This is a genomic window from Pseudoxanthomonas sp. (genome assembly GCF_036845285.1).
In the GTDB taxonomy this organism is placed as follows: domain Bacteria; phylum Pseudomonadota; class Gammaproteobacteria; order Xanthomonadales; family Xanthomonadaceae; genus Pseudoxanthomonas_A.
Window position 1 is genome coordinate 435,311 of the sequence record NZ_DAIUEE010000002.1, and the last position, 18,453, is coordinate 453,763.

Sequence of the window (18,453 nt, forward strand, 5' to 3'; positions counted from 1 at the left end):
CCGTTCCCCCCGGGGTGCCCTGCGGATCGTCGGCGTGGCCGGTCCGGCGTCCGGGCGTCCTTGGCAGTGTACTCATCGTCCCTGTCCGCTCCAGTCCATTGCGGCCCCCTGACCTGTCCAATGACAACGCAATCGGCGCCCGCATCCAGACACATGGCCCGGGCAATGGGTTGACGCTTTGCAGCAATCGGATTAATGTACTAGCGCATTAATACATTGGACGATGTCACTGATGAAGCGCCGCTCCGCCCATGAGGATCCAGGCTCCACTGCCGGCCCGCTGCATGCCCTGTCCAGCGCCCTGGCAGCGCTGGGGCGGGCGGACGAGGTCCGGGCGTTCCTGGAAGACCTCTGCACGCCGGCCGAACTCGAGGCGATGTCCGACCGCTGGCGGGTCGTGCCGCTGTTGCTGAAGGGCGTGCCGTACCGCGAGATCCACGACCTGACCCAGGTCAGCGTGACCACCATCGGCCGCGTGGCCCGCACCCTGGAACGGGGTGCGGGTGGCTATGCCGCTGCCATGCAGCGCCAGCAGGCCGGCGCTGCGTCCGCCTCCCACTGAGTTCCCCATGAGTCCTTCCCTGACCCCCGCGACGCGCGAGCGTCTGCGCATCGCCATCCAGAAGAGCGGGCGGCTGGCCGAACCCGCCCGCACACTGCTGGCCGCCTGTGGCCTGAGTTGGCGCGAAAGCCGCGACAAGCTGTTCTGCTATGGCGAATCCCTGCCGGTGGACCTGCTGCTGGTACGCGACGACGACATCCCCGGCCTGATCGCCGATGGCGTCTGCGACTTCGGCATCGTCGGCCGCAACGAGCTGGACGAGCAGGCCGGCGAACGCGCGCTCAACGGCCTGCCGCAGGCGTACCGCGAACTGCGTGCGCTCGGTTTCGGCAGCTGCCGGTTGATGCTGGCGATCCCCGACAGCTGGGAGTGGACCGGCCCGGAACAACTGCAGGGCCTGCGCATCGCCACCAGCTATCCGTCCGTCCTGCGGCAATGGTTGCAGGCGCGCGGCATCGATGCGGCGGTGGTGGAGTTGTCCGGCTCGGTCGAGATCGCGCCGAAGCTCGGCACCGCCGACCTGATCTGCGATCTGGTGTCCAGTGGCGCCACGCTCGCCGCCAACCAGCTGAAGCCGGTGGAAACCCTGCTCGACAGCGAGGCGGTGCTGGCCGGCCCGACACGCGAGTTCGACGATGCCCGCGCCGGCCTGGCCGAGATGCTGTTGCGCCGCCTGGACGGGGTGCTGAAGCTCAAGGACAGCAAGCTGCTGATGTTCCGTGCCGAGCGCGACACCGTACCGGCGCTGTCGCGCCTGCTGATCGACAGCGAGGGCTTGGTCACCTTGCCGGGTGGCGAAGACGGCCCGCTGTCGTTGCAGGCGATGTGCCACGGTGCCGTCACCTGGCAGCGGCTGGAGGAACTGCAGCGCGCCGGCGCACAGGGCCTGATGGTGCTGTCGGTCGAGAGGTCGCTGGCATGAGTGCGTCGCCTGCACCCGTGTACGACTGGAATACCCTCGATGCATCCGCGCAGGCATCGCTGCTCGCGCGACCGGTGCAGGCGGTCGCGCAGCGCACCCGCGACGCGGTCGCCGGCCTGCTTGCCGATGTGCAGGTCCGCGGCGACATCGCCCTGCGCGACGTGACCCTGCGCTTCGATGGCGTCGAACTCGCGACCTTCGAGGTGAGCGAGGAAGAATTCGCCGCCGCACACACGACCGTTCCTGCCGACCTGCGCCAGGCGATGCAGCAGGCGGCCGAACGCATCGAGATTTTCCACCGCGCGGGCATGGCGCAGCCGTATGCCGTGGAGACCGCGCCGGGCGTGGTATGCGAGCGGATGATCCTGCCGATCCAGCGGGTGGGCCTGTATGTGCCCGCCGGCAGCGCGCCGTTGCCGTCGACGGCGTTGATGCTGGGCGTGCCATCGCGCCTCGCCGGTTGCCGCGAGGTCGTGCTGTGTACGCCGCCACGCGCGGATGGCACCGCCGATCCTGCCGTGCTGGTGGCCGCGCAGCTGACCGGCGTGCGTCGCGTGTTCAAGCTGGGCGGCGCGCAGGCGATCGCCGCGATGGCGTTCGGCACCGAGAGCGTGCCGGCGTGCGACAAGCTGTTCGGCCCCGGCAACAGCTACGTGACCGAAGCCAAGCAGCAGGTGGCGCAGGCTGGCGCCGCGGCCATCGACATGCCGGCCGGCCCATCGGAAGTGCTGGTGATCGCTGATGCCGGCGCGGATGCGGCCTTCGTCGCCGCCGACCTGTTGTCGCAGGCCGAGCATGGGCCAGATTCGCAGGTATTGCTGCTGTCCGACGACGAGGGGCTGATCGGGCGCGTGCAGGCCGAACTCGCCGCGCAACTGGCAACGCTGGATCGCGCCGACATCGCACGGCAGGCGCTGTCGGCGTCGCGGCTGGTCAAGGTCGCCACGCTGGACGAGGCCTTTACCATCAGCAACCGTTATGCGCCGGAGCATCTGATCCTGGCGCTGCGCGAACCGCGCGAATGGCTGGGTCGGGTCGAAGCGGCCGGTTCGGTCTTCCTGGGCGACTACACGCCGGAAGCACTGGGCGACTACTGCAGTGGCACCAACCATGTACTGCCGACCAGCGGCGCGGCGCGTGCGTACAGCGGCGTCAGTGTCGCCAGCTTCCAGAACTTCGTCAGCGTGCAGTCGGCCAGCCGCGCCGGCATCGCCGCCATCGGCGACTGCGCGCTGACGCTGGCGCGTGCCGAAGGGCTGGACGCGCATGCCAATGCCGTCGCGCTGCGCCTGCGCAAGGCGGCCGCATGAGTAGCGTCCTTTCGCTCGTACGCCCCGACCTGCGCGACTTCGCCGGCTACAAGTCCGCGCGCAGTGAAGCCTTGCGCGGCGACGTGTGGCTGAACGCCAACGAATCCGCCTGGGCCAATCCCGCCGACGGAGAAGGACGCAGCCGCCGTTATCCCGATCCGCAACCGCCCGCACTGCGCGCACGGCTGGCGCAGCTCTACGGCGTGGCACCGGCGCGGTTGCTGGTCGGGCGGGGCAGCGACGAGGCCATCGACCTGCTGGTGCGCGCGCTGTGCGTGCCGGGACAGGACGCCATCGTGGTGACACCGCCGGTGTTCGGCATGTACGCGGTCTGCGCGCGGCTGCAGGGTGCGCGCATCGTCGATGTGCCGCTCGTCGATGGCGAGGCAGGCTTTACCGCCGATCTCGACGCCATCCGCGAGGCCGCATTGGCGCAGGGTGCGAAGCTGGTGTTCCTGTGTTCGCCCTCGAATCCGGCCGGTTCGGCGATTCCGCTCGACGACATTGCGGCCCTGGCGCGCGCGCTGGAAGGCAAGGCGCTGGTGGTCGTGGACGAAGCCTATGGCGAGTTCGCCGACGGCCCGTCCGCGACGACGCTGCTGGAGACCCAAGCCAACGTGGCCGTGCTGCGCACGCTGTCGAAGGCGCACGCGCTGGCGGCGGCGCGGATCGGCGTGGTGATCGGTGCCGCGGACCTGGTCGCCGTGCTGCAGCGCTGCCAGGCGCCGTATCCGGTGCCGACACCGTGCGCCGATCTCGCGCTGGCGGGGCTGTCCGACGCCGCACTGGCGCTGACCCGCGAACGCGTGGCCCTGGTGCGCGGCGAACGCGATCGGCTGCATGCCGCGCTGGAACGGGCCGTGGGCGTCCGCCGCGTCTATCCCTCGCAGGGCAACTACGTGCTGGCGCGCTTCGACGATGCGGAAAGTGCTTTCCGCACGCTGCTGGGCGCCGGCGTGGTGGTGCGCGACCAGCGTGCCGCGCCGCAGCTTGGCGACGCGCTGCGCATCACCGTCGGCTCACCGGCCCAGAACGACCGCGTCATCGCGGCCCTGAACGAAGATGCTGCAGGAGGGGCTTCAGCCCCGACCGCTACGGTCACTATCGTCGGGGCTGAAGCCCCTCCTACAGAAACCCTGTCATGACGCCCATTCTTTTCATCGACCGCGACGGCACGCTGATCGAGGAGCCGGACGACTTCCAGATCGACGCGTACGAGAAGGTCCGCTTCGTTGCCGGCGTCATCCCCGCGCTGCTGAAGCTGCGCGATGCCGGTTACCAGTTCGTCATCGTCAGCAACCAGGACGGACTCGGCAGCGAGCAGTATCCGCGCGCCAGCTTCGACGGGCCTCAGGCATTGATGATGCAGGTATTCGAAAGCCAGGGCATCCGCTTCCGCGACGTGCTGATCGACGAAAGCTGGCCGCATGAGAACAAGCCGACGCGCAAGCCGGGCATCGGCCTGATGGTGCGCTACCTGCAGGACCGCGGCATCGACTGGGCGCGCTCGGGCATGGTCGGCGACCGGCCGACCGACATCCAGTTCGCCGACAATCTCAATATCCGCGGCTTCCAGCTGAAGACCGCGCAGTTCGGCGGCGAGTGGGACTGGGCCGGCATCGCGCACGAGCTGGCGGACGCGCCGCGGCGTGCCGTCGTCCAGCGCAACACGAAAGAGACGAAGATCCGCGTCGAAGTGGACCTCGACCGGGTCGCCGAGCCGGTCGCGAAGACCGGCCTGCCGTTCTTCGACCACATGCTGGAACAGATCGGCAAGCACGGAGGCTTCGCACTCGACGTGCGCGCCGACGGCGACCTGCACATCGACGAGCACCACACCGTCGAGGACACCGGGCTTGCACTGGGCCAGGCGCTGAAGGAAGCGCTGGGCGACAAGCGCGGTATCGGCCGCTACGGCTTCACCCTGCCGATGGACGAGACGCTGGCCAGTGCCTCGCTGGATTTCAGCGGGCGGCCGTATTTCGTTTTCGAGGGGACGTTCAAGCGCGAGCGCGTCGGCGACCTGCCGACCGAACTGGTGCCGCACTTCTTCCGCTCGCTCTGCGATGCCTCGGGCCTGAACCTCAACCTGAAGGTCGAAGGCGACAATGACCATCACAAGGTCGAGGCCAGCTTCAAGGCCTTGGCCCGCGCGCTGCGCCAGGCGGTGAAGCGCGAAGGGGCCGAATTGCCCTCGACCAAGGGCGCGTTGTGATGAAGGTCGTCCTGGTCGACGCCGGCGGCTCCAACATCGGTTCGGTGCGCTATGCGCTGCAGCGCCTGGGCGTGGAAGCCGAGCTGACAGGCGATGCGGACACGATCCGCAACGCGGACCGCGTGATCCTGCCGGGCGTCGGCGCGGCGGCGGTCTGCATGGCGCGGCTCAACGAGCTGGGGCTGGTCGACACACTGCGTACGCTGGACCGTCCTCTGCTCGGCGTCTGCGTGGGCGTGCAACTGCTGTTCGCGCACTCCGAGGAAGACGACACGCCCTGCCTGGGGCTGCTGCCGGGCCGCGTCCGCAAACTGGCGACGTCGCCAGGTATCCGCGTGCCGCACATGGGCTGGAACACCTTGCAACGCACCCGCGATGCCTCGTTGCTGGACGGCATCGCCGACGGCGACCATGCCTACTTCGTCCACAGCTATGCGGCGCCGGTCGACGACGACTGCCTGTGCAGCAGCGAGCACGGCCAGCGCTTCGCTGCGGTCGTGCAGCGGGGCCGTGTCGCCGGCGCGCAGTTCCATCCGGAACGCTCGGGCGCGGTGGGCGCGCGACTGCTGAAGAACTTCATCGAGTACGGACTGCAATGACCGGTTTTACCGTATATCCCGCCATCGACGTGCGCGATGGCCGCGTGGTGCGCCTGGCGCAGGGCGACTACGCGCGCGAGACGCGCTATGAAGGCACGCCGCTGGAGGTAGCCATGCGCTACGCCGAGCAGGGCGCGCAGTGGCTGCACCTGGTCGACCTGGATGCGGCGCGTGCAGGCGGCTACACGCTCGCCCCGCTGCTGGCCGACATCGCGCGCGCGACCGCCTTGAAGGTCCAGACCGGGGGTGGCGTGCGCGGGCGCGACGACGTGGCCCGCATCCTCGATGCCGGCGCGCAGCGTGTGGTGGTCGGGTCGCTCGCGGTCCGCGAGCCGGACACCGTGCTGGCCTGGCTGGCCGAGTTCGGCAGCGAGCGCATCACCGTGGCACTGGATTCGCGCCGCGACCGCGACGGTATCTGGCGGCTGCCCGTGCATGGCTGGACGGAAACCGCCGCGGAAACGCTGGACGAACTCGCCCTGCGCTATGCCGACGCCGGCCTGCGCCACCTGCTGTGCACCGACATCGCGCGGGACGGCATGTTGACCGGCCCGAACCTGGCGCTGTACGCCTACCTCCACGACACCGTCCCGTCGCTCGCGGTGCAGGCCTCCGGTGGCGTCAGTGCCGTCGCCGACGTGGATGGTGCCCGCGAAGCGGGCTGCGCGGGCATCGTGTTGGGACGGGCGCTGCTGGAAGGCCGCTTCACGCTGCCGGAGGCGTTGGCATGCTGAGCCGGCGCATCATTCCATGCCTGGACGTGCGCGACGGACGCGTCGTCAAGGGCGTCAAGTTCCGCGACCACGTGGACATGGGCGACATCGCCGAGCTGGCGCTGCGCTACCGCGACGAGGGCGCGGACGAACTGGTGTTCTACGACATCGGCGCCAGCCCCGAGGGACGCTCGGTGGACTACGCGTGGATCGAGCGGGTATCGCGCCTGCTCGATATCCCGTTCTGTGTCGCCGGTGGCATCCGGAATGTCGAAACGGCGCGGCGCGTGCTCTACAGCGGCGCCGACAAGGTGTCGGTGAATACGCCGGCACTGGAACGTCCCGCGTTGATCGGTGAACTGGCCGAGGCCTTCGGCGTGCAGTGCGTGGTGGTCGGCGTGGACTCCATCCTCGAAGCCGATGGCGAATGGCGTGTGCGTCGCTACACGGGCGACCCATCGAAGATGCAGGGCGCGGGGCTGAGGACACTGGACTGGGTGGTGCAGGCGCAGCGGCTGGGTGCAGGGGAGATCGTCCTGAACTGCATGGACCAGGACGGCGTGCGCCGCGGCTATGATCTGGCGCAACTCAAGGCGGTGCGTGCCGTGTGCGAGGTGCCGTTGATCGCCTCGGGCGGCGCGGGCGAGGTGGAGCACTTCGCGGACGTGTTCAAACAGGCGGATGTGGACGGTGCGCTGGCTGCCAGCGTTTTCCACAGCGGCCATATCGCGATTCCCGCGCTGAAGCGCGCGTTGGCGGAGCAGGGTATCGAGGTGCGACATGGCGATTGACAACGAACCATCCACCTTCGATACGTCGCGGCTGCACTGGGACAAGGGCGATGGCCTGCTGCCCGTCGTCGTGCAGGACGCGTCGAACCTGCGCGTGCTGATGCTGGGCTACATGAATCGCGAGGCGCTGGACGTCACGCTGGCCAGCCGGCGCGTGACCTTCTTCAGCCGCAGCAAGCAGCGGCTGTGGACCAAGGGCGAAAGCTCCGGCCACGTGCTCGAACTCGTGTCGGTCGATGCCGACTGCGATGACGACACGCTGCTGGTGCTGGCGCATCCGCACGGACCGACCTGCCACCTGCAGCGGGCCAGTTGCTTCCCCTCGGCGCCATCGGCGTTCCTGGCGGACCTGGATGCCCTGGTCGCGCAACGCGAACGCGAGCGGCCGGCCGGCAGCTACACGACGAAACTGTTCGAATCGGGTACCCGCCGGATCGCGCAGAAGGTCGGCGAGGAAGGCGTGGAAACCGCGTTGGCGGCGGTGGCGCAGGACGAGGCCGCGCTGCTGGGCGAAAGCGCCGACCTGCTGTACCACCTGACGGTCCTGTTGCGCGCGCGCGGCCTGTCGCTGGCCGATGCGGTCGACGTACTGCGTGAGCGGCATAGCGCCAGGTAGCGACGATCGGCTCCTGTAGGAGCGACGTAAGTCGCGACCGCACGGATAGTGCGTCACGCATACTCGCAACGGGCGATGGAGCATCACGGTGGCTCCTGATCCACGGTCGCGACTTATGTCGCTCCTACAGGGGCACCGCGGTCCCCAAGGCTGCGCCATAATCCGCCGGTCGCCCCCGCCGGAGTCGCCGTGCGCGCCTCGCTGATCGCCCTGCTGCTGGCCTGCCTGGCCGTTCCCGCCCATGCGTTGCCGCCGCCGTGCAGCAGCGGCGTTGTCTTCGAGGACCGCAACGGCAACGGCGTGCGCGATGCCGGCGAACCCGGCATCCCGGGCGTGAAGGTGTCCGACGGTGTGCAACTGGTGACCACGGATGCGACCGGCGAGTACGACGTGCCCTACGAGGACGGACGCACGCTGTTCGTCATCAAGTCGGCCGGTTACGACGTCGCGGTGCGGCCCGACGGCATGCCGGCGTTCTGGCGCAACCGCCAGTACCACGCCGGCCCCGCGCTGAAGTACGGTGGCGTGCCGCAGCGGCAACCGGATTGCACGCACTTCGCCCTGCGCAGGCAGGTGGCGAACACAACCCCCGACACGTTCGACGCGCTGCTGTTCGCGGACAGCCAGACCGCGTCGGTGCAGGACGTGGACTATTACTGGCGCGACATCGTGCAGCCGCTGGTCGGCAGGCACGGCGCATCGCTGGGGTTGACGCTGGGCGACGTCGTCAACGACGACCTGTCGCTGTACCCCGACATGCTGCGCACGACGATGAGCCTGCAGGTGCCGTGGCTGTTCATTCCGGGCAATCACGACCTGGATTTCGACGCCTCCGGTGACGGGGATTCGCTGCGTACGTTCCGTCACCACCTGGGGCCGGATACGTTCGCGTGGGAAGAGGAGGCGGTGACCTTCATCGGGCTGGACGACGTCATCTATCGGCCGGGCGAATCGCCCTCGTACCTCGGTGGACTGCGCGAGGACCAGTTCGCTTTCCTGCAGGCCTACCTGCCGACCGTGCGCAAGGACCGCCTGCTGGTGATCGGCGTGCATATCCCGTTCTTCGAGGGGGGTGCGCGCGGCTTCCGCGTGGCCGACCGCGAGCGGCTGTTCGCATTGTTGGAGGGGTTTCCCCATGTGCTGTTGCTGAGCGGCCATACGCACACCCAACGGCACTGGTACCACGACGCCGCCACCGGGTGGCACGGTGCGCAGCCGCTGCACGAGTACAACGTCGGTGCGGCCTGCGGCGCGTACTGGTCCGGCATCAAGGATGCGCAGGGCATTCCCGACGCGACCATGGCCGACGGCACGCCGAACGGCTATGCGCGGCTGCGGGTCAAGGCCGGTGGCGACTACGCGCTGTCATGGCATCCGGCGCGAGCCATCGACGACAGCGGCATCGGCCTGCATGCGCCGAAGGTGTTGCGGAAGGGGGCGTATCCGGCCTGGGGCGTCTACGCCAACGTCTACATGGGCGACGCGGACACTCGTGTGGAGTACCGGGTCGATGGCGGCGAATGGAAGCCGATGAAGCGCGTCGAGCAGCCCGATCCGTCCCTGCTGGTGGAGAACATGCGCGACGACCTGGCCGATGCGCTGCGCGGCTACGACCGCTCCCCCGAGGCCGAACCATCGCACCATCTCTGGCGCGGCGCCCTGCCGACCGACCTGGCCGAAGGCGAGCACCGCGTGGACGTGCGCGCGTTCGACCGCTGGCGTGGAGAGACCATGGCGCAGACCCGCTACCGTCTGCAGACGGCGGAGCCCTGAGCATGGCCATGCCCGACCTTGCGATCGAACACTTCGCCGATGCCGCTGCCTGGGAGCGCTGGCTGGAGCAGCACCCGCAATCGCCGGGCCTGTGGCTGAAGATCGCGAAGAAGGACGCCGGCATCCCGTCGGTGACCTATGGCGAGGCGCTCGATGTCGCGCTGTGCCACGGCTGGATCGACGGGCAGAAGAAGGGCCTCGATGCCGCGTTCTTCCTGCAGCGCTTCACCCCGCGCCGCGCGCGCAGCACCTGGTCGAAGATCAACGTGGCGAAGATCGACCTCCTGGTCGCGGCTGGACGCATGCGGCCGGCGGGACTGCGCGAGGTGGAGACGGCGAGGGCGGACGGACGCTGGCACGCGGCCTACGACGGCGCCAAGTCGATGGAGGTGCCGCCGGAACTGGCGAAGGCGCTGGCGCTGGCCGGGAACCGCAAGGCCAAGGCCTTCTTCGATGCGCTGGACAAGACCAACCGCTATGCCGTGTGCTGGCGTGTGCAGACGGCGGTGAAGCCGGAAACGAAACAGGCCCGGGTGGAGAAGCTGGTCGCCATGCTCGCGCGGGGCGGGAAAATCCACGGCTGATCGGCCGGTGCCGGTGCGATCAACGGCGGATTGGCCGGTTCCGGCTGCTTTCGGCGTGGGATGGCATGATGCCGTCAGGGGGACGGCAACAGGGGGTTTCATGTCCAAGTGTTTCGATTCCGGCTTGCCCGTGGGCAAGCTGGACCGCGTGCCGTTCACCTTCAAGCATCATCTGCTGGACCATCCGGCGCTGACCATGGAGGGACTGGCGGCCTCGCTGCCGCAGCTCCACCCGGACCGTATCGCCTATTCCAAAGGGCTGTCTGACCTGTCGATCAACTTCGACCGCGCGCATCTGGATCATGGCAATGGCCTCAGCCTGCGCGAGACCATCGAGACGATCCGCACTTCCAATTCGTACATCGCCGTGCGCGATCCCGTCGACCACCCGGTGTTCCGCGACCTGTACGAGTCGCTCCGTTCCGAAATGACCGGGTTGCAACGCCAGAGCGGCAACTCGCGGGCGATCCACGAGCCGCGCATGTGGCTGTTCATCGCTTCGCCGAACGCGATGACGCCGTTCCACTTCGACCGCTACTCGAACGTGCTGATGCAGATCCGCGGCAGCAAGGAGGTGGCGGTGTTCCCGAATTTCCGTCCCGACATCGTGCCGGTCGATATCTGCGAGGCCTATATGGATCGCGAAGCCGTGCAGGCGCCCTGGCATCCCGACCTCGACGCGCATGCGGTCAAGTTCGACTTCCGTCCGGGCGATGCGCTGCACATTCCCTACACGGCCGGCCACTACGTCAAGAACGGTCCGGAAGATGTCTCGATCTCGCTGTCGTTCTTCTTCCAGACCGACGAAACGCTGCGCTGGACGCGGGCGATGCAGTTCAATCACCGCGTCCGCAAGCGCGTGCAGCGGTTCGGCATGACGCTGTCGCCGGTGGGTCACAGCCACTACGTGGACCGCGCCAAGGCCAAGGCGCTGCCGCTGCTGTCGATGATGTGGAAACTGGCCGGCTGATGCCGTTTGCCGGAATGCAGAACGCCCCTCGACGAGGGGCGTTCTGCTGTGTGGAACCCGGCGGGCGAGCGAAGGCTGGCAGGCGAGGTGGGCGTAGCTGGCTGGCGGAGGGCTGGCTGGCGACGTGGCGCGCAGTCTAGGGAATCGCGCGCGACGATGAGGAAACGCGAATCGCTCTCATCGATCTGCGCGGCTCGCCCGTACGCTGAGCCAGGCGCCGACCAGCAGCAGCGCGATCGCGACCGCCTGGATCCAGTGCGCCTGCGCGCGGCCCGAGACCACCAGCAGCAGCGTCGACAACAGCGGCGCCAGATAGGACAGACTGCCGAGCAGCGCGATGTCGCCGCGCTTCGTGCCGTGGTCCCACAGCCAGAACGCGGCACCCACCGGTCCGATGCCCATCAGCACCAGCACGATCCACTGTCCCGTGGTTGGTGCGACCGTCCGTTCGCCGAGCAGGTGCGCGATGGCGCCCAGCACGGCCACGCCCGCGCAGGCGACGGTGATGGCGGCCGTCGGCACGTCGGCGTGGCGTCGGTTGAGGACCGAGTACAGCGACCAGATCAGCGCCGCGCCCAGTGCGGCGAGGTAGCCCGGCACATGCGCCGGGTCGACCTGCAGGCCGCGGCCGCGGGTGACCAGCAGCACGGCCGCTGCCAACCCCAGCGCGGTACCCAGCCATTGGCCCGGACGCACGGAGACGCCGCCGATCAGGCCCGCGAACACCACGATCAGCAGCGGCCACAGGTAGTTCAGCAGATTGGCTTCCACTGCCGGCGCGCGTTTCAGGGCGATGAAGTAGAGCGCGTGGTAGCCGAACAGCGCGAGCGTCGACAGCATGAGCGCAGGCAGTGGCTGGCGGAGTTCGCGCCAGCCGTCGGCGCCCCGCAGCATGGCGCGGAACAGGCCGAGTGCCGCGGCAATGCCGAAGCCGATCGCCAGCACCTGGAACGGCGGCAGGGTACCCGTGGCCGTGGTCAGCAGGGCGAGCGAGGCCCACAGCAGGATCGCGGCCAACCCGACCAGCGTGGCCCGGCGCCGCGCGGCGGCGTCGCTCACGCGGCTGGCAGCGGGATGTCGGCGAACGAATCGACGCGCACGTGGCCGCGTGCGGCGTCGCCCGTGCGCGGCTGCGGATAGTCGTCCAGCCGGTCGACCAGCCGCGTCTGCAATCCTGCCTCGCGCGCGGCGTCCAGTTCCTCGACCACGTCGGACAGGAACAGGATGCTTTCCGGCGCGATGCCGATGCGGTCCGCGATCGCGCGATAGCTGCCCGCTTCGCGCTTGCCGCCGATTTCGGTGTCGAACCAGCCGGAAAACAGCGGCGTCAGGTCGCCCGCATCGCTGTGGCCGAAGAACAGCTTTTGCGCCGGTACCGAACCGGACGAATAGACGTACAGCGGATAGCCCTGCGCATGCCATGCCTGCAGGGCCGGCGCGGCGTCGGGATAGATGTGGGCGGTGAAGTCGGCATCGCGGTAGCCGGCCGCCCAGATCAGGCCTTGCAGCGCCTTCAGCGCGGTGTGCTTGCGATCCTGGTCGATCCAGCCCTGCAGCGTCTCGACGATGACGTCGTCGCTGCAGATGCTGCCGTGTTCCGTGGCCACCACGTCCAGCCAGCGCCGCACGTCCGGCTGCCGGCCGTGTTCGCGGACGAAGCCGGGCAGGGCGCGGCGCGCATACGGGAACAGCACGTCCTTCACGAACGAGATGCTGCTGGTGGTGCCTTCGATATCGGTGAGGATCGCGGAAACGGGCATTGCGGCGGATTCGTCGGAGAGGGAGTGCGGCGGGCTCAATGCCCGTCGGTGAGGCCGTCGTAGCGCGGGAACTGCTGCGCCAGCGTGGTGCCGGTGAAGTGGCCGACCCAGCCGTCCGGCTCGGTGAAGAAGCGGATCGCCACGAAGTTCGGTTCCGGCCCCATGTCGAACCAGTGCAGCGTGCTGTCGGGCACGCCGATCAGGTCGTCCTGCACGCATTCGATTTCGTAGACCTTGTCGGCCACATGCAGGGTGAACAGTCCCGAGCCGGCGACGAAGAAACGGACCTCGTCTTCCTTGTGGTAGTGCTCGTCGAGGAATTTCGCGCGCATCGCCTCGCGTTGCGGGTTGTCGGGCGCGATGCTGACCACGTCGACCGTCTTGAAGCCGCGCTCGGCGACCAGGCGGTCGATGTCGGCGCGATAGGCTTCGATCACGTCTTCCGGCGCGGCGCCCGGCGCGATCGCCTTGGTGGCCTTCCAGCGCTCGAACGTCACGCCGAGCTTCTTCAGTTCGGTGGCGATGAAGTCGGGATCGTAGCTGGCGAATTCCGGCGTGGCCGGATCGGATTCCTTGAAGATGCGCAGGCGGCTCATGGCGATGGCGTGAGGCGGCGAGGGGGACGCTAGGGTAGCAAACCCGGTCCCTGCACCTTGTTGCAGAATCGGAACGCAGCGATAACCGCTGGTTATCAGCGCCGGCAGCCGAGCTTGCGCAGCTCGAGCTCCGCGGCGAACAGGAACTCGAAGGCCTCCAGGTGGCGGCGCGCCTCGGCCATCGTGCGGCCCCAGGCGTACAGGCCGTGGCCATCGATCAGGTAGCCCCACAGGGGCTGGTGGTCGAGCAGCGTATCCACCTGCGCGGCCAGTGTCGGCATGTCCTGCGTGTTGGCGAACACCGGCACCTCGATCGCCATCTCGTGCGTGCTGTTGCCGTGGAAGGCCTTCAGCAGCTCGAAGCCTTCCAGGCGCACGTGTCCCGCGCCGGCGAACAGCCGCGATGCCACGGTCTGCACCAGCGAATGCGTGTGCAGCACGCAGCCGACCTCGGGGTAGCGACGGTACAACTGCGTATGCAGCAGCGTCTCGGCGGACGGCCGATGGTCGCTGCCGACGGCCGTGCCGTCGAAGTCCACCACCATGATGTCCGCCTCCACCAGCCGGCCCTTGTCCCGGCCGGACACGGTGATGGCCGCGTGGCGTTCATCCAGGCGCTGCGAGAAGTTGCTGCTGGTAGCCGGCGTCCAGCCCAGCTGCGCCAGTTCGCGCACGTTGGCAATGATGGACTGCGCGCGGTCGCGCAACTGGTCGGTGTCGTAGGGCAGGGCGTTCATGCCGCGCATTCTAGCGGAAGGTCCGTGGCGCCCCGGTCGATTGATCCAGCGCAATGCGGCCGCCGGGCGACCGGTGGAGACTGGCGGCTCCCTTCCGCAGGTACCCAGCCGATGAGCCACGATGCCTCCCGCCGCCGCTTCCTGACCACCACGCTGACCGCCGCCGCTGTGGCGCCCCTGGCCTGGCACAGCCTGCGTGCCGACGCCGCCGCACCGGCCGCGTTGCCGAAGCTGGACGCCGCCAATCCCACCGCCAAGGCGCTGGCCTATACCGACAATGCCGCCACCACACAGCACCCCAAGCACAAGGCGGGTGACCACTGCGCGAACTGCAACTTCTTCAAGGCCGCCGCAGGACAGGCCCATGGCCCCTGCACGTTGTTCCCGAAGAACACGGTGGCCGCAGCCGGCTGGTGTAGCGCCTGGGCCAAGAAGCCCTGACGCAGGCGCACGAAAAAGGCGCGGCCAGGCCGCGCCTTTTCCTCCACCGCCGGAGACGGGGTCAGCGCTTGCCGCGCAGGCGACTGTGGCGGAAACCGTAGAGGAAGTAGACGAGGAAGCCGACCGCGGTCCATACCGCCATCAGCATCCAGTTGTGGGCCGTCATCGCCGACAGCAGCGTCAGGCAGCTCAGCACGCCCAGTGTGCAGACCAGCCACGCCATCGGGATGCGGAACGGCCGCGGCAGGTCGGGCTGCGTGCGGCGCAGGATCAGCACGCCAATGCAGACGGAGGCGAAGGCGATCAGGGTGCCCATCGAGGTCAGTTCGCCCAGCACATCGAGCGGGAACAGCGCCGCCAGCAGCGCGATGCCGATGCCGGTGATCACGGTGTTGATGTGCGGTGTGCGGTATTCCGGATGGATCTTGGTGAACACCGGCGGCAGCAGGCCGTCGCGGCCCATGATCATGAAGATGCGCGGCTGGCCGATGATCATCACCAGCACGACCGACGACAGGCCGATGAGAGCGCCGACCTCCACGATCACGCGCAACCAGCCGAGCTGGGGATGCGCGGCGACCGCCGTCACCACCGGCTCCGCGGTACCCAGTGCGGTGTAGGGCACCAGGCCGGTCATCACGGCGGCCATGCCGATGTAGAGGATGGTGCAGATCACCAGCGAAGCCAGCATGCCGATCGGCAGGTCCTTCTGGGGACGATGCGACTCCTGCGCCGCCACCGATACCGCTTCGAAGCCGATGTAGGCGAAGAACACCATGGCCGCGCCGCGCAGCACGCCATCCCAGCCGAACTTGCCTGGACCCTCGTTCGCGGGAATGAAGGGCTGCCAGTTGCCCGGATCGACGTACTTCCAGCCGGCGACGATCACCAGCACGATCAGGCCGGTCTTCAGCACCACCATCGCCATGTTCATCGCCGACGACTTGCGGATGCCCACGTAGCACAGCCAGGTCAGCAGCAGCACGATGATGGCGGCGGGCACGTTGGCGATGGCGCCGGTGGGCCGCAGTTGCGCATCCAGCGGTGCGCTGACGAAGGCCTGCGGCAGATAGATGTTGAAGTGTTCGAGCAGGCTCAGGAAGTAGCCGGTCCAGCTCACCGCCACCGCCGAGGCGGAGACGCCGTACTCCAGCACCAGCATCCAGCCGATGAACCAGGCCGCCAGTTCGCCGAGCGTCGCGTAGGTGTAGGTGTACGCGCTGCCGGACACCGGCACCATCGCCGCGAACTCGGCATAGGCCAGCGCGCAGAACGTGCAGCACAGCGCGGCCAGCACGAACGACAGCATGATCGCCGGACCGGCATGGTTGGCGGCGGCCTGGCCGGTGATGACGAAGATGCCGCCGCCGATGACCGCGCCGATGCCCAGCGCGGTCAGGCCCCAGGGACCTAGCGTTCGACGCAGGCTGAGGCCTTCGGCCTCGTCGTGGGCGGCGTGGGGGTGTTTGGTGGCCAGGAGCTGTCGGAGCATCGTGCGTCTTCTCGGAGCGGTATCGAGGGGGGGCAACCAAAAAGGCCGGCGGGATGTCCGCCGGCCTTGAGGGGGATCAGGACGGTTGCCGGAGCTTGCTGTTGCGGAAGCCGTAGGTGAAGTAGATCACCAGGCCCAGCAGCGTCCAGCCGACGAACAGTTTCCAGTGCTCCATGAAGGGCTGGACGAACAGGTACAGGCAGGCGAGTACGCCAAGCGGGCAGACGACGATCGCCAGCGGCACGCGGAACGGGCGCGGGATCTCGGGCCGCGTGTAACGCAGGATCAGCACGCCGGCGCAGACCGTGGCAAAGGCCAGCAGGGTGCCCATCGACACCATCTCGCCCAGCAGGCCGATCGGCAGGAAACCGGCGAGCGCGGCGGCGATGACGCCCACGATGATCGTGCCGACGTAGGGCGTCTGGAACTTGGGGTGCACCCTGCCGAAGATCTTCGGCATCAGACCGTCCTTGGCCATGCTGTAGAAGATGCGCGGCTGCGCCATCAACATCACCAGGATCACCGACGTCAGGCCGGCGATGGCGCCGATCTCGATCAGCGTCTTCAGCCACAGCAGGCTGGGGTAGGCCTCAAGCGCCGTGGCGACCGGCTTGGCGGTTCCGAGCTGCGTATACGGCACCATGCCCGTCAACACGGCGCAGACCACGATGTAGATGACGGTGCAGATGGCCAGCGAGCCGAGGATGCCGATGGGCATGTCGCGCTGGGGGTTCTTGGCCTCGCCGGCAGCGGTGGATACCGCGTCGAAGCCGATGTACGCGAAGAACACGATGGCCGCCGCGCGCGTGACGCCTTCGAAGCCGAACTTGCCCGGCCCTTCGTTGGCGGGGATGAAGGGCTGCCAGTTGGCCGGATCCACGTACTGCAGGCCGAACGCCACGAACAGCAGGATCACGGTGACCTTGATGGCGACCACGATGGCGTTGACGAACGCGGACTGGGTAATGCCCACGTAGCAGAGGCCGCTGACGGCCGCCACGATGAAGACCGCCGGCAGGTTGAGGATGGCGCCGGAGCGGATGAATTCGCCGTTGGCCACGGTGAAGGTGGCATTCGCCAGCGCATCGGGGATCGGTACCCCCAGCGTGCCCAGGAAGCTGTTGAGGTACCCGGACCAGCCGACCGCGACCGTCGAGGCCGCGAACAGGTACTCCAGCACCAGGCACCAGCCGATGAACCAGGCGACGAATTCGCCCAGCGTGGCGTAGGAATACGAATACGCGCTGCCGGAGACCGGCATCAGGGCCGCGAACTCGGCGTAACACAGGCCGGCCAGCGCACAGGCGAAGCCGGCCATGACGAAGCTCAGCATGATCGCGGGGCCGGCGTGGTTGGCGGCGGCCTGGCCGGTCAGCACGAAAATGCCTGCACCGATCACGGCACCCACGCCGAGCATCACCAGATGCTTGGCGGTCAGCGTCCGCTTGAATCCACTCTCCCCGTCCAGGCTACCTTCGACCGGCTCGCCGGCATCGACGTGACCTGCCGGTGCGACCGGCTTGACCCTGAACAGAGCTTTGAGCATTCGCAGCGTCCCCTTGAAAGACTGGATGCCGACGAAGAGCTCCGCCGGGCGGTGGCAACGGTCATGGAGGCGTGCCCCATGGAAGGCCGTACCTTGCCAAAGCGGGCCGGGGATCACAAGCGCGGGTGCAGCATGGCCGGCGATAATCGCGGGCACATCGCCCACGCTGAAAGAGAAAACCGCGCCGTGTCAGTCGCTTATGCCGCTCTCCGAGAACTCCTGCTGGACTACGGCCGGCGCTGGCCGGCCGAGCGGGAGGTCGTATCGCACTTCCTCTCGCTCCTCGACGATCCGGCCGATCCCTTCGTCCGCGAGCGCCTGGCGGGCCATTTCACCGGGGGCGCCTGGCTGGTCAGCGCCGATGGCCTGCGCACGCTGCTGACCCACCATCGCAAACTGGATCGCTGGCTGCAGCTGGGAGGGCATGCCGATGGCGACACCGACATGGCGGCGGTGGCGTTGAAAGAGGCCGAAGAGGAGTCCGGACTCACCGACCTGTCCGTGGAAGGCGGCATCTTCGACCTGGACCGCCACTGGATCCCCGAGCGCAGGGACGTTCCCGGTCACTGGCACTACGACGTGCGCTACGTCGTGCGGGCCAACGGCAGCGAGGACTACGTGGTCGGCGACGAATCGCTGGACCTGGCCTGGCGCGAGATCGCGCCCATCGCGACCGACACCGACGAGTCGCTCGGTCGCATGGCGCGCAAATGGCTGCGGCGGAGCGCAGCGTAGGGCGGACAAAGGCCCGCCCGTCGGGCCTCGATACTCAATGGTAATTCCTAGCCAAACCGGACCAAATCTTCGAGGATTTGGTCATGAAGCA

Annotated in this window: 20 protein-coding genes; 14 read left to right on the forward strand and 6 right to left on the reverse strand. The window is 68.2% G+C overall.

The window, feature by feature from the left end:
- The first annotated feature begins 232 nt into the window (after window positions 1-232).
- From V7060_RS04590 to V7060_RS04645, 12 genes are all read left to right on the forward strand, one after another.
- On the forward strand, window positions 233-562 hold the full coding sequence (locus tag V7060_RS04590) for a YerC/YecD family TrpR-related protein (RefSeq protein WP_334178056.1): 330 nt from the start codon (window positions 233-235) through the stop codon (window positions 560-562).
- A 7-nt stretch (window positions 563-569) separates the two neighbouring features.
- Entirely contained in the window at window positions 570-1,484 is a 915-nt protein-coding gene (hisG, locus tag V7060_RS04595; protein WP_334178057.1) for an ATP phosphoribosyltransferase, read from the forward strand.
- The gene (hisD, locus tag V7060_RS04600) at window positions 1,481-2,794 is read left to right on the forward strand and encodes a histidinol dehydrogenase (protein WP_334178058.1); all 1,314 of its coding nucleotides are present in this window, start codon (window positions 1,481-1,483) and stop codon (window positions 2,792-2,794) included. The genes hisG and hisD overlap by 4 nt, the downstream gene beginning before the upstream one ends.
- The gene (gene hisC / locus V7060_RS04605) at window positions 2,791-3,939 is read left to right on the forward strand and encodes a histidinol-phosphate transaminase (RefSeq protein WP_334178059.1); all 1,149 of its coding nucleotides are present in this window, start codon (window positions 2,791-2,793) and stop codon (window positions 3,937-3,939) included. The genes hisD and hisC overlap by 4 nt, the downstream gene beginning before the upstream one ends.
- Window positions 3,936-5,009: a bifunctional histidinol-phosphatase/imidazoleglycerol-phosphate dehydratase HisB gene (gene hisB / locus V7060_RS04610; RefSeq protein ID WP_334178060.1), complete on the forward strand. Its 1,074-nt coding sequence runs from the start codon at window positions 3,936-3,938 to the stop codon at window positions 5,007-5,009. Before hisC ends, hisB begins: the two co-directional genes overlap by 4 nt.
- On the forward strand, window positions 5,009-5,608 hold the full coding sequence (hisH, locus tag V7060_RS04615; RefSeq protein ID WP_334178061.1) for an imidazole glycerol phosphate synthase subunit HisH: 600 nt from the start codon (window positions 5,009-5,011) through the stop codon (window positions 5,606-5,608). The genes hisB and hisH overlap by 1 nt, the downstream gene beginning before the upstream one ends.
- Complete coding sequence (gene hisA, locus V7060_RS04620; protein ID WP_334178062.1) at window positions 5,605-6,342, forward strand: 1-(5-phosphoribosyl)-5-[(5-phosphoribosylamino)methylideneamino]imidazole-4-carboxamide isomerase; 738 nt, start codon at window positions 5,605-5,607, stop codon at window positions 6,340-6,342. The genes hisH and hisA overlap by 4 nt, the downstream gene beginning before the upstream one ends.
- Complete coding sequence (gene hisF, locus V7060_RS04625; RefSeq protein WP_334178063.1) at window positions 6,336-7,112, forward strand: imidazole glycerol phosphate synthase subunit HisF; 777 nt, start codon at window positions 6,336-6,338, stop codon at window positions 7,110-7,112. The genes hisA and hisF overlap by 7 nt, the downstream gene beginning before the upstream one ends.
- The gene (hisIE, locus tag V7060_RS04630) at window positions 7,102-7,728 is read left to right on the forward strand and encodes a bifunctional phosphoribosyl-AMP cyclohydrolase/phosphoribosyl-ATP diphosphatase HisIE (protein WP_334178064.1); all 627 of its coding nucleotides are present in this window, start codon (window positions 7,102-7,104) and stop codon (window positions 7,726-7,728) included. The genes hisF and hisIE overlap by 11 nt, the downstream gene beginning before the upstream one ends.
- Window positions 7,729-7,938: 210 nt before the next feature.
- Window positions 7,939-9,501 carry a calcineurin-like phosphoesterase C-terminal domain-containing protein gene (locus V7060_RS04635; RefSeq protein ID WP_334178100.1) on the forward strand — a complete coding sequence of 521 codons (1,563 nt, stop codon included), beginning with the start codon at window positions 7,939-7,941 and terminating at the stop codon, window positions 9,499-9,501.
- Between the two features lie 2 nt (window positions 9,502-9,503).
- On the forward strand, window positions 9,504-10,085 hold the full coding sequence (locus tag V7060_RS04640) for a YdeI/OmpD-associated family protein (protein WP_334178065.1): 582 nt from the start codon (window positions 9,504-9,506) through the stop codon (window positions 10,083-10,085).
- A gap of 100 nt (window positions 10,086-10,185) precedes the next feature.
- Window positions 10,186-11,055 (forward strand): cupin-like domain-containing protein, encoded by an 870-nt coding sequence (locus V7060_RS04645; RefSeq protein ID WP_334178066.1) that lies wholly within the window; start codon window positions 10,186-10,188, stop codon window positions 11,053-11,055.
- Between the two features lie 177 nt (window positions 11,056-11,232).
- Here V7060_RS04645 and V7060_RS04650 read toward each other — a convergent pair whose 3' ends face one another.
- From V7060_RS04650 to V7060_RS04665, 4 genes are all read right to left on the reverse strand, one after another.
- Window positions 11,233-12,114 carry an EamA family transporter gene (locus V7060_RS04650; protein ID WP_334178067.1) on the reverse strand — a complete coding sequence of 294 codons (882 nt, stop codon included), beginning with the start codon at window positions 12,112-12,114 and terminating at the stop codon, window positions 11,233-11,235.
- Complete coding sequence (gene mtnC, locus V7060_RS04655; RefSeq protein WP_334178068.1) at window positions 12,111-12,815, reverse strand: acireductone synthase; 705 nt, start codon at window positions 12,813-12,815, stop codon at window positions 12,111-12,113. The genes V7060_RS04650 and mtnC overlap by 4 nt, the downstream gene beginning before the upstream one ends.
- Window positions 12,816-12,850: 35 nt before the next feature.
- Window positions 12,851-13,411, reverse strand: a complete 561-nt coding sequence (locus V7060_RS04660) for an acireductone dioxygenase (protein WP_334178069.1) — start codon at window positions 13,409-13,411, stop codon at window positions 12,851-12,853.
- 95 nt (window positions 13,412-13,506) lie between these two features.
- A complete protein-coding gene (locus V7060_RS04665; RefSeq protein WP_334178070.1) occupies window positions 13,507-14,148 on the reverse strand; it encodes a methylthioribulose 1-phosphate dehydratase in 642 nt (213 codons plus the stop codon).
- A 111-nt stretch (window positions 14,149-14,259) separates the two neighbouring features.
- Between V7060_RS04665 and V7060_RS04670 the strand changes: the two genes are divergently transcribed.
- The gene (locus V7060_RS04670; RefSeq protein WP_334178071.1) at window positions 14,260-14,589 is read left to right on the forward strand and encodes a high-potential iron-sulfur protein; all 330 of its coding nucleotides are present in this window, start codon (window positions 14,260-14,262) and stop codon (window positions 14,587-14,589) included.
- A 61-nt stretch (window positions 14,590-14,650) separates the two neighbouring features.
- Here V7060_RS04670 and V7060_RS04675 read toward each other — a convergent pair whose 3' ends face one another.
- Together V7060_RS04675 and V7060_RS04680 are read right to left on the reverse strand one after the other, a co-directional pair.
- A complete protein-coding gene (locus tag V7060_RS04675; RefSeq protein ID WP_334178072.1) occupies window positions 14,651-16,081 on the reverse strand; it encodes an amino acid permease in 1,431 nt (476 codons plus the stop codon).
- A gap of 76 nt (window positions 16,082-16,157) precedes the next feature.
- The gene (locus V7060_RS04680; protein WP_334178073.1) at window positions 16,158-17,627 is read right to left on the reverse strand and encodes an amino acid permease; all 1,470 of its coding nucleotides are present in this window, start codon (window positions 17,625-17,627) and stop codon (window positions 16,158-16,160) included.
- Between the two features lie 186 nt (window positions 17,628-17,813).
- On the opposite strand from V7060_RS04680, the gene V7060_RS04685 reads away from it, so the two are divergent.
- Entirely contained in the window at window positions 17,814-18,362 is a 549-nt protein-coding gene (locus V7060_RS04685; protein ID WP_334178074.1) for an NUDIX hydrolase, read from the forward strand.
- Window positions 18,363-18,453 lie beyond the last annotated feature (91 nt).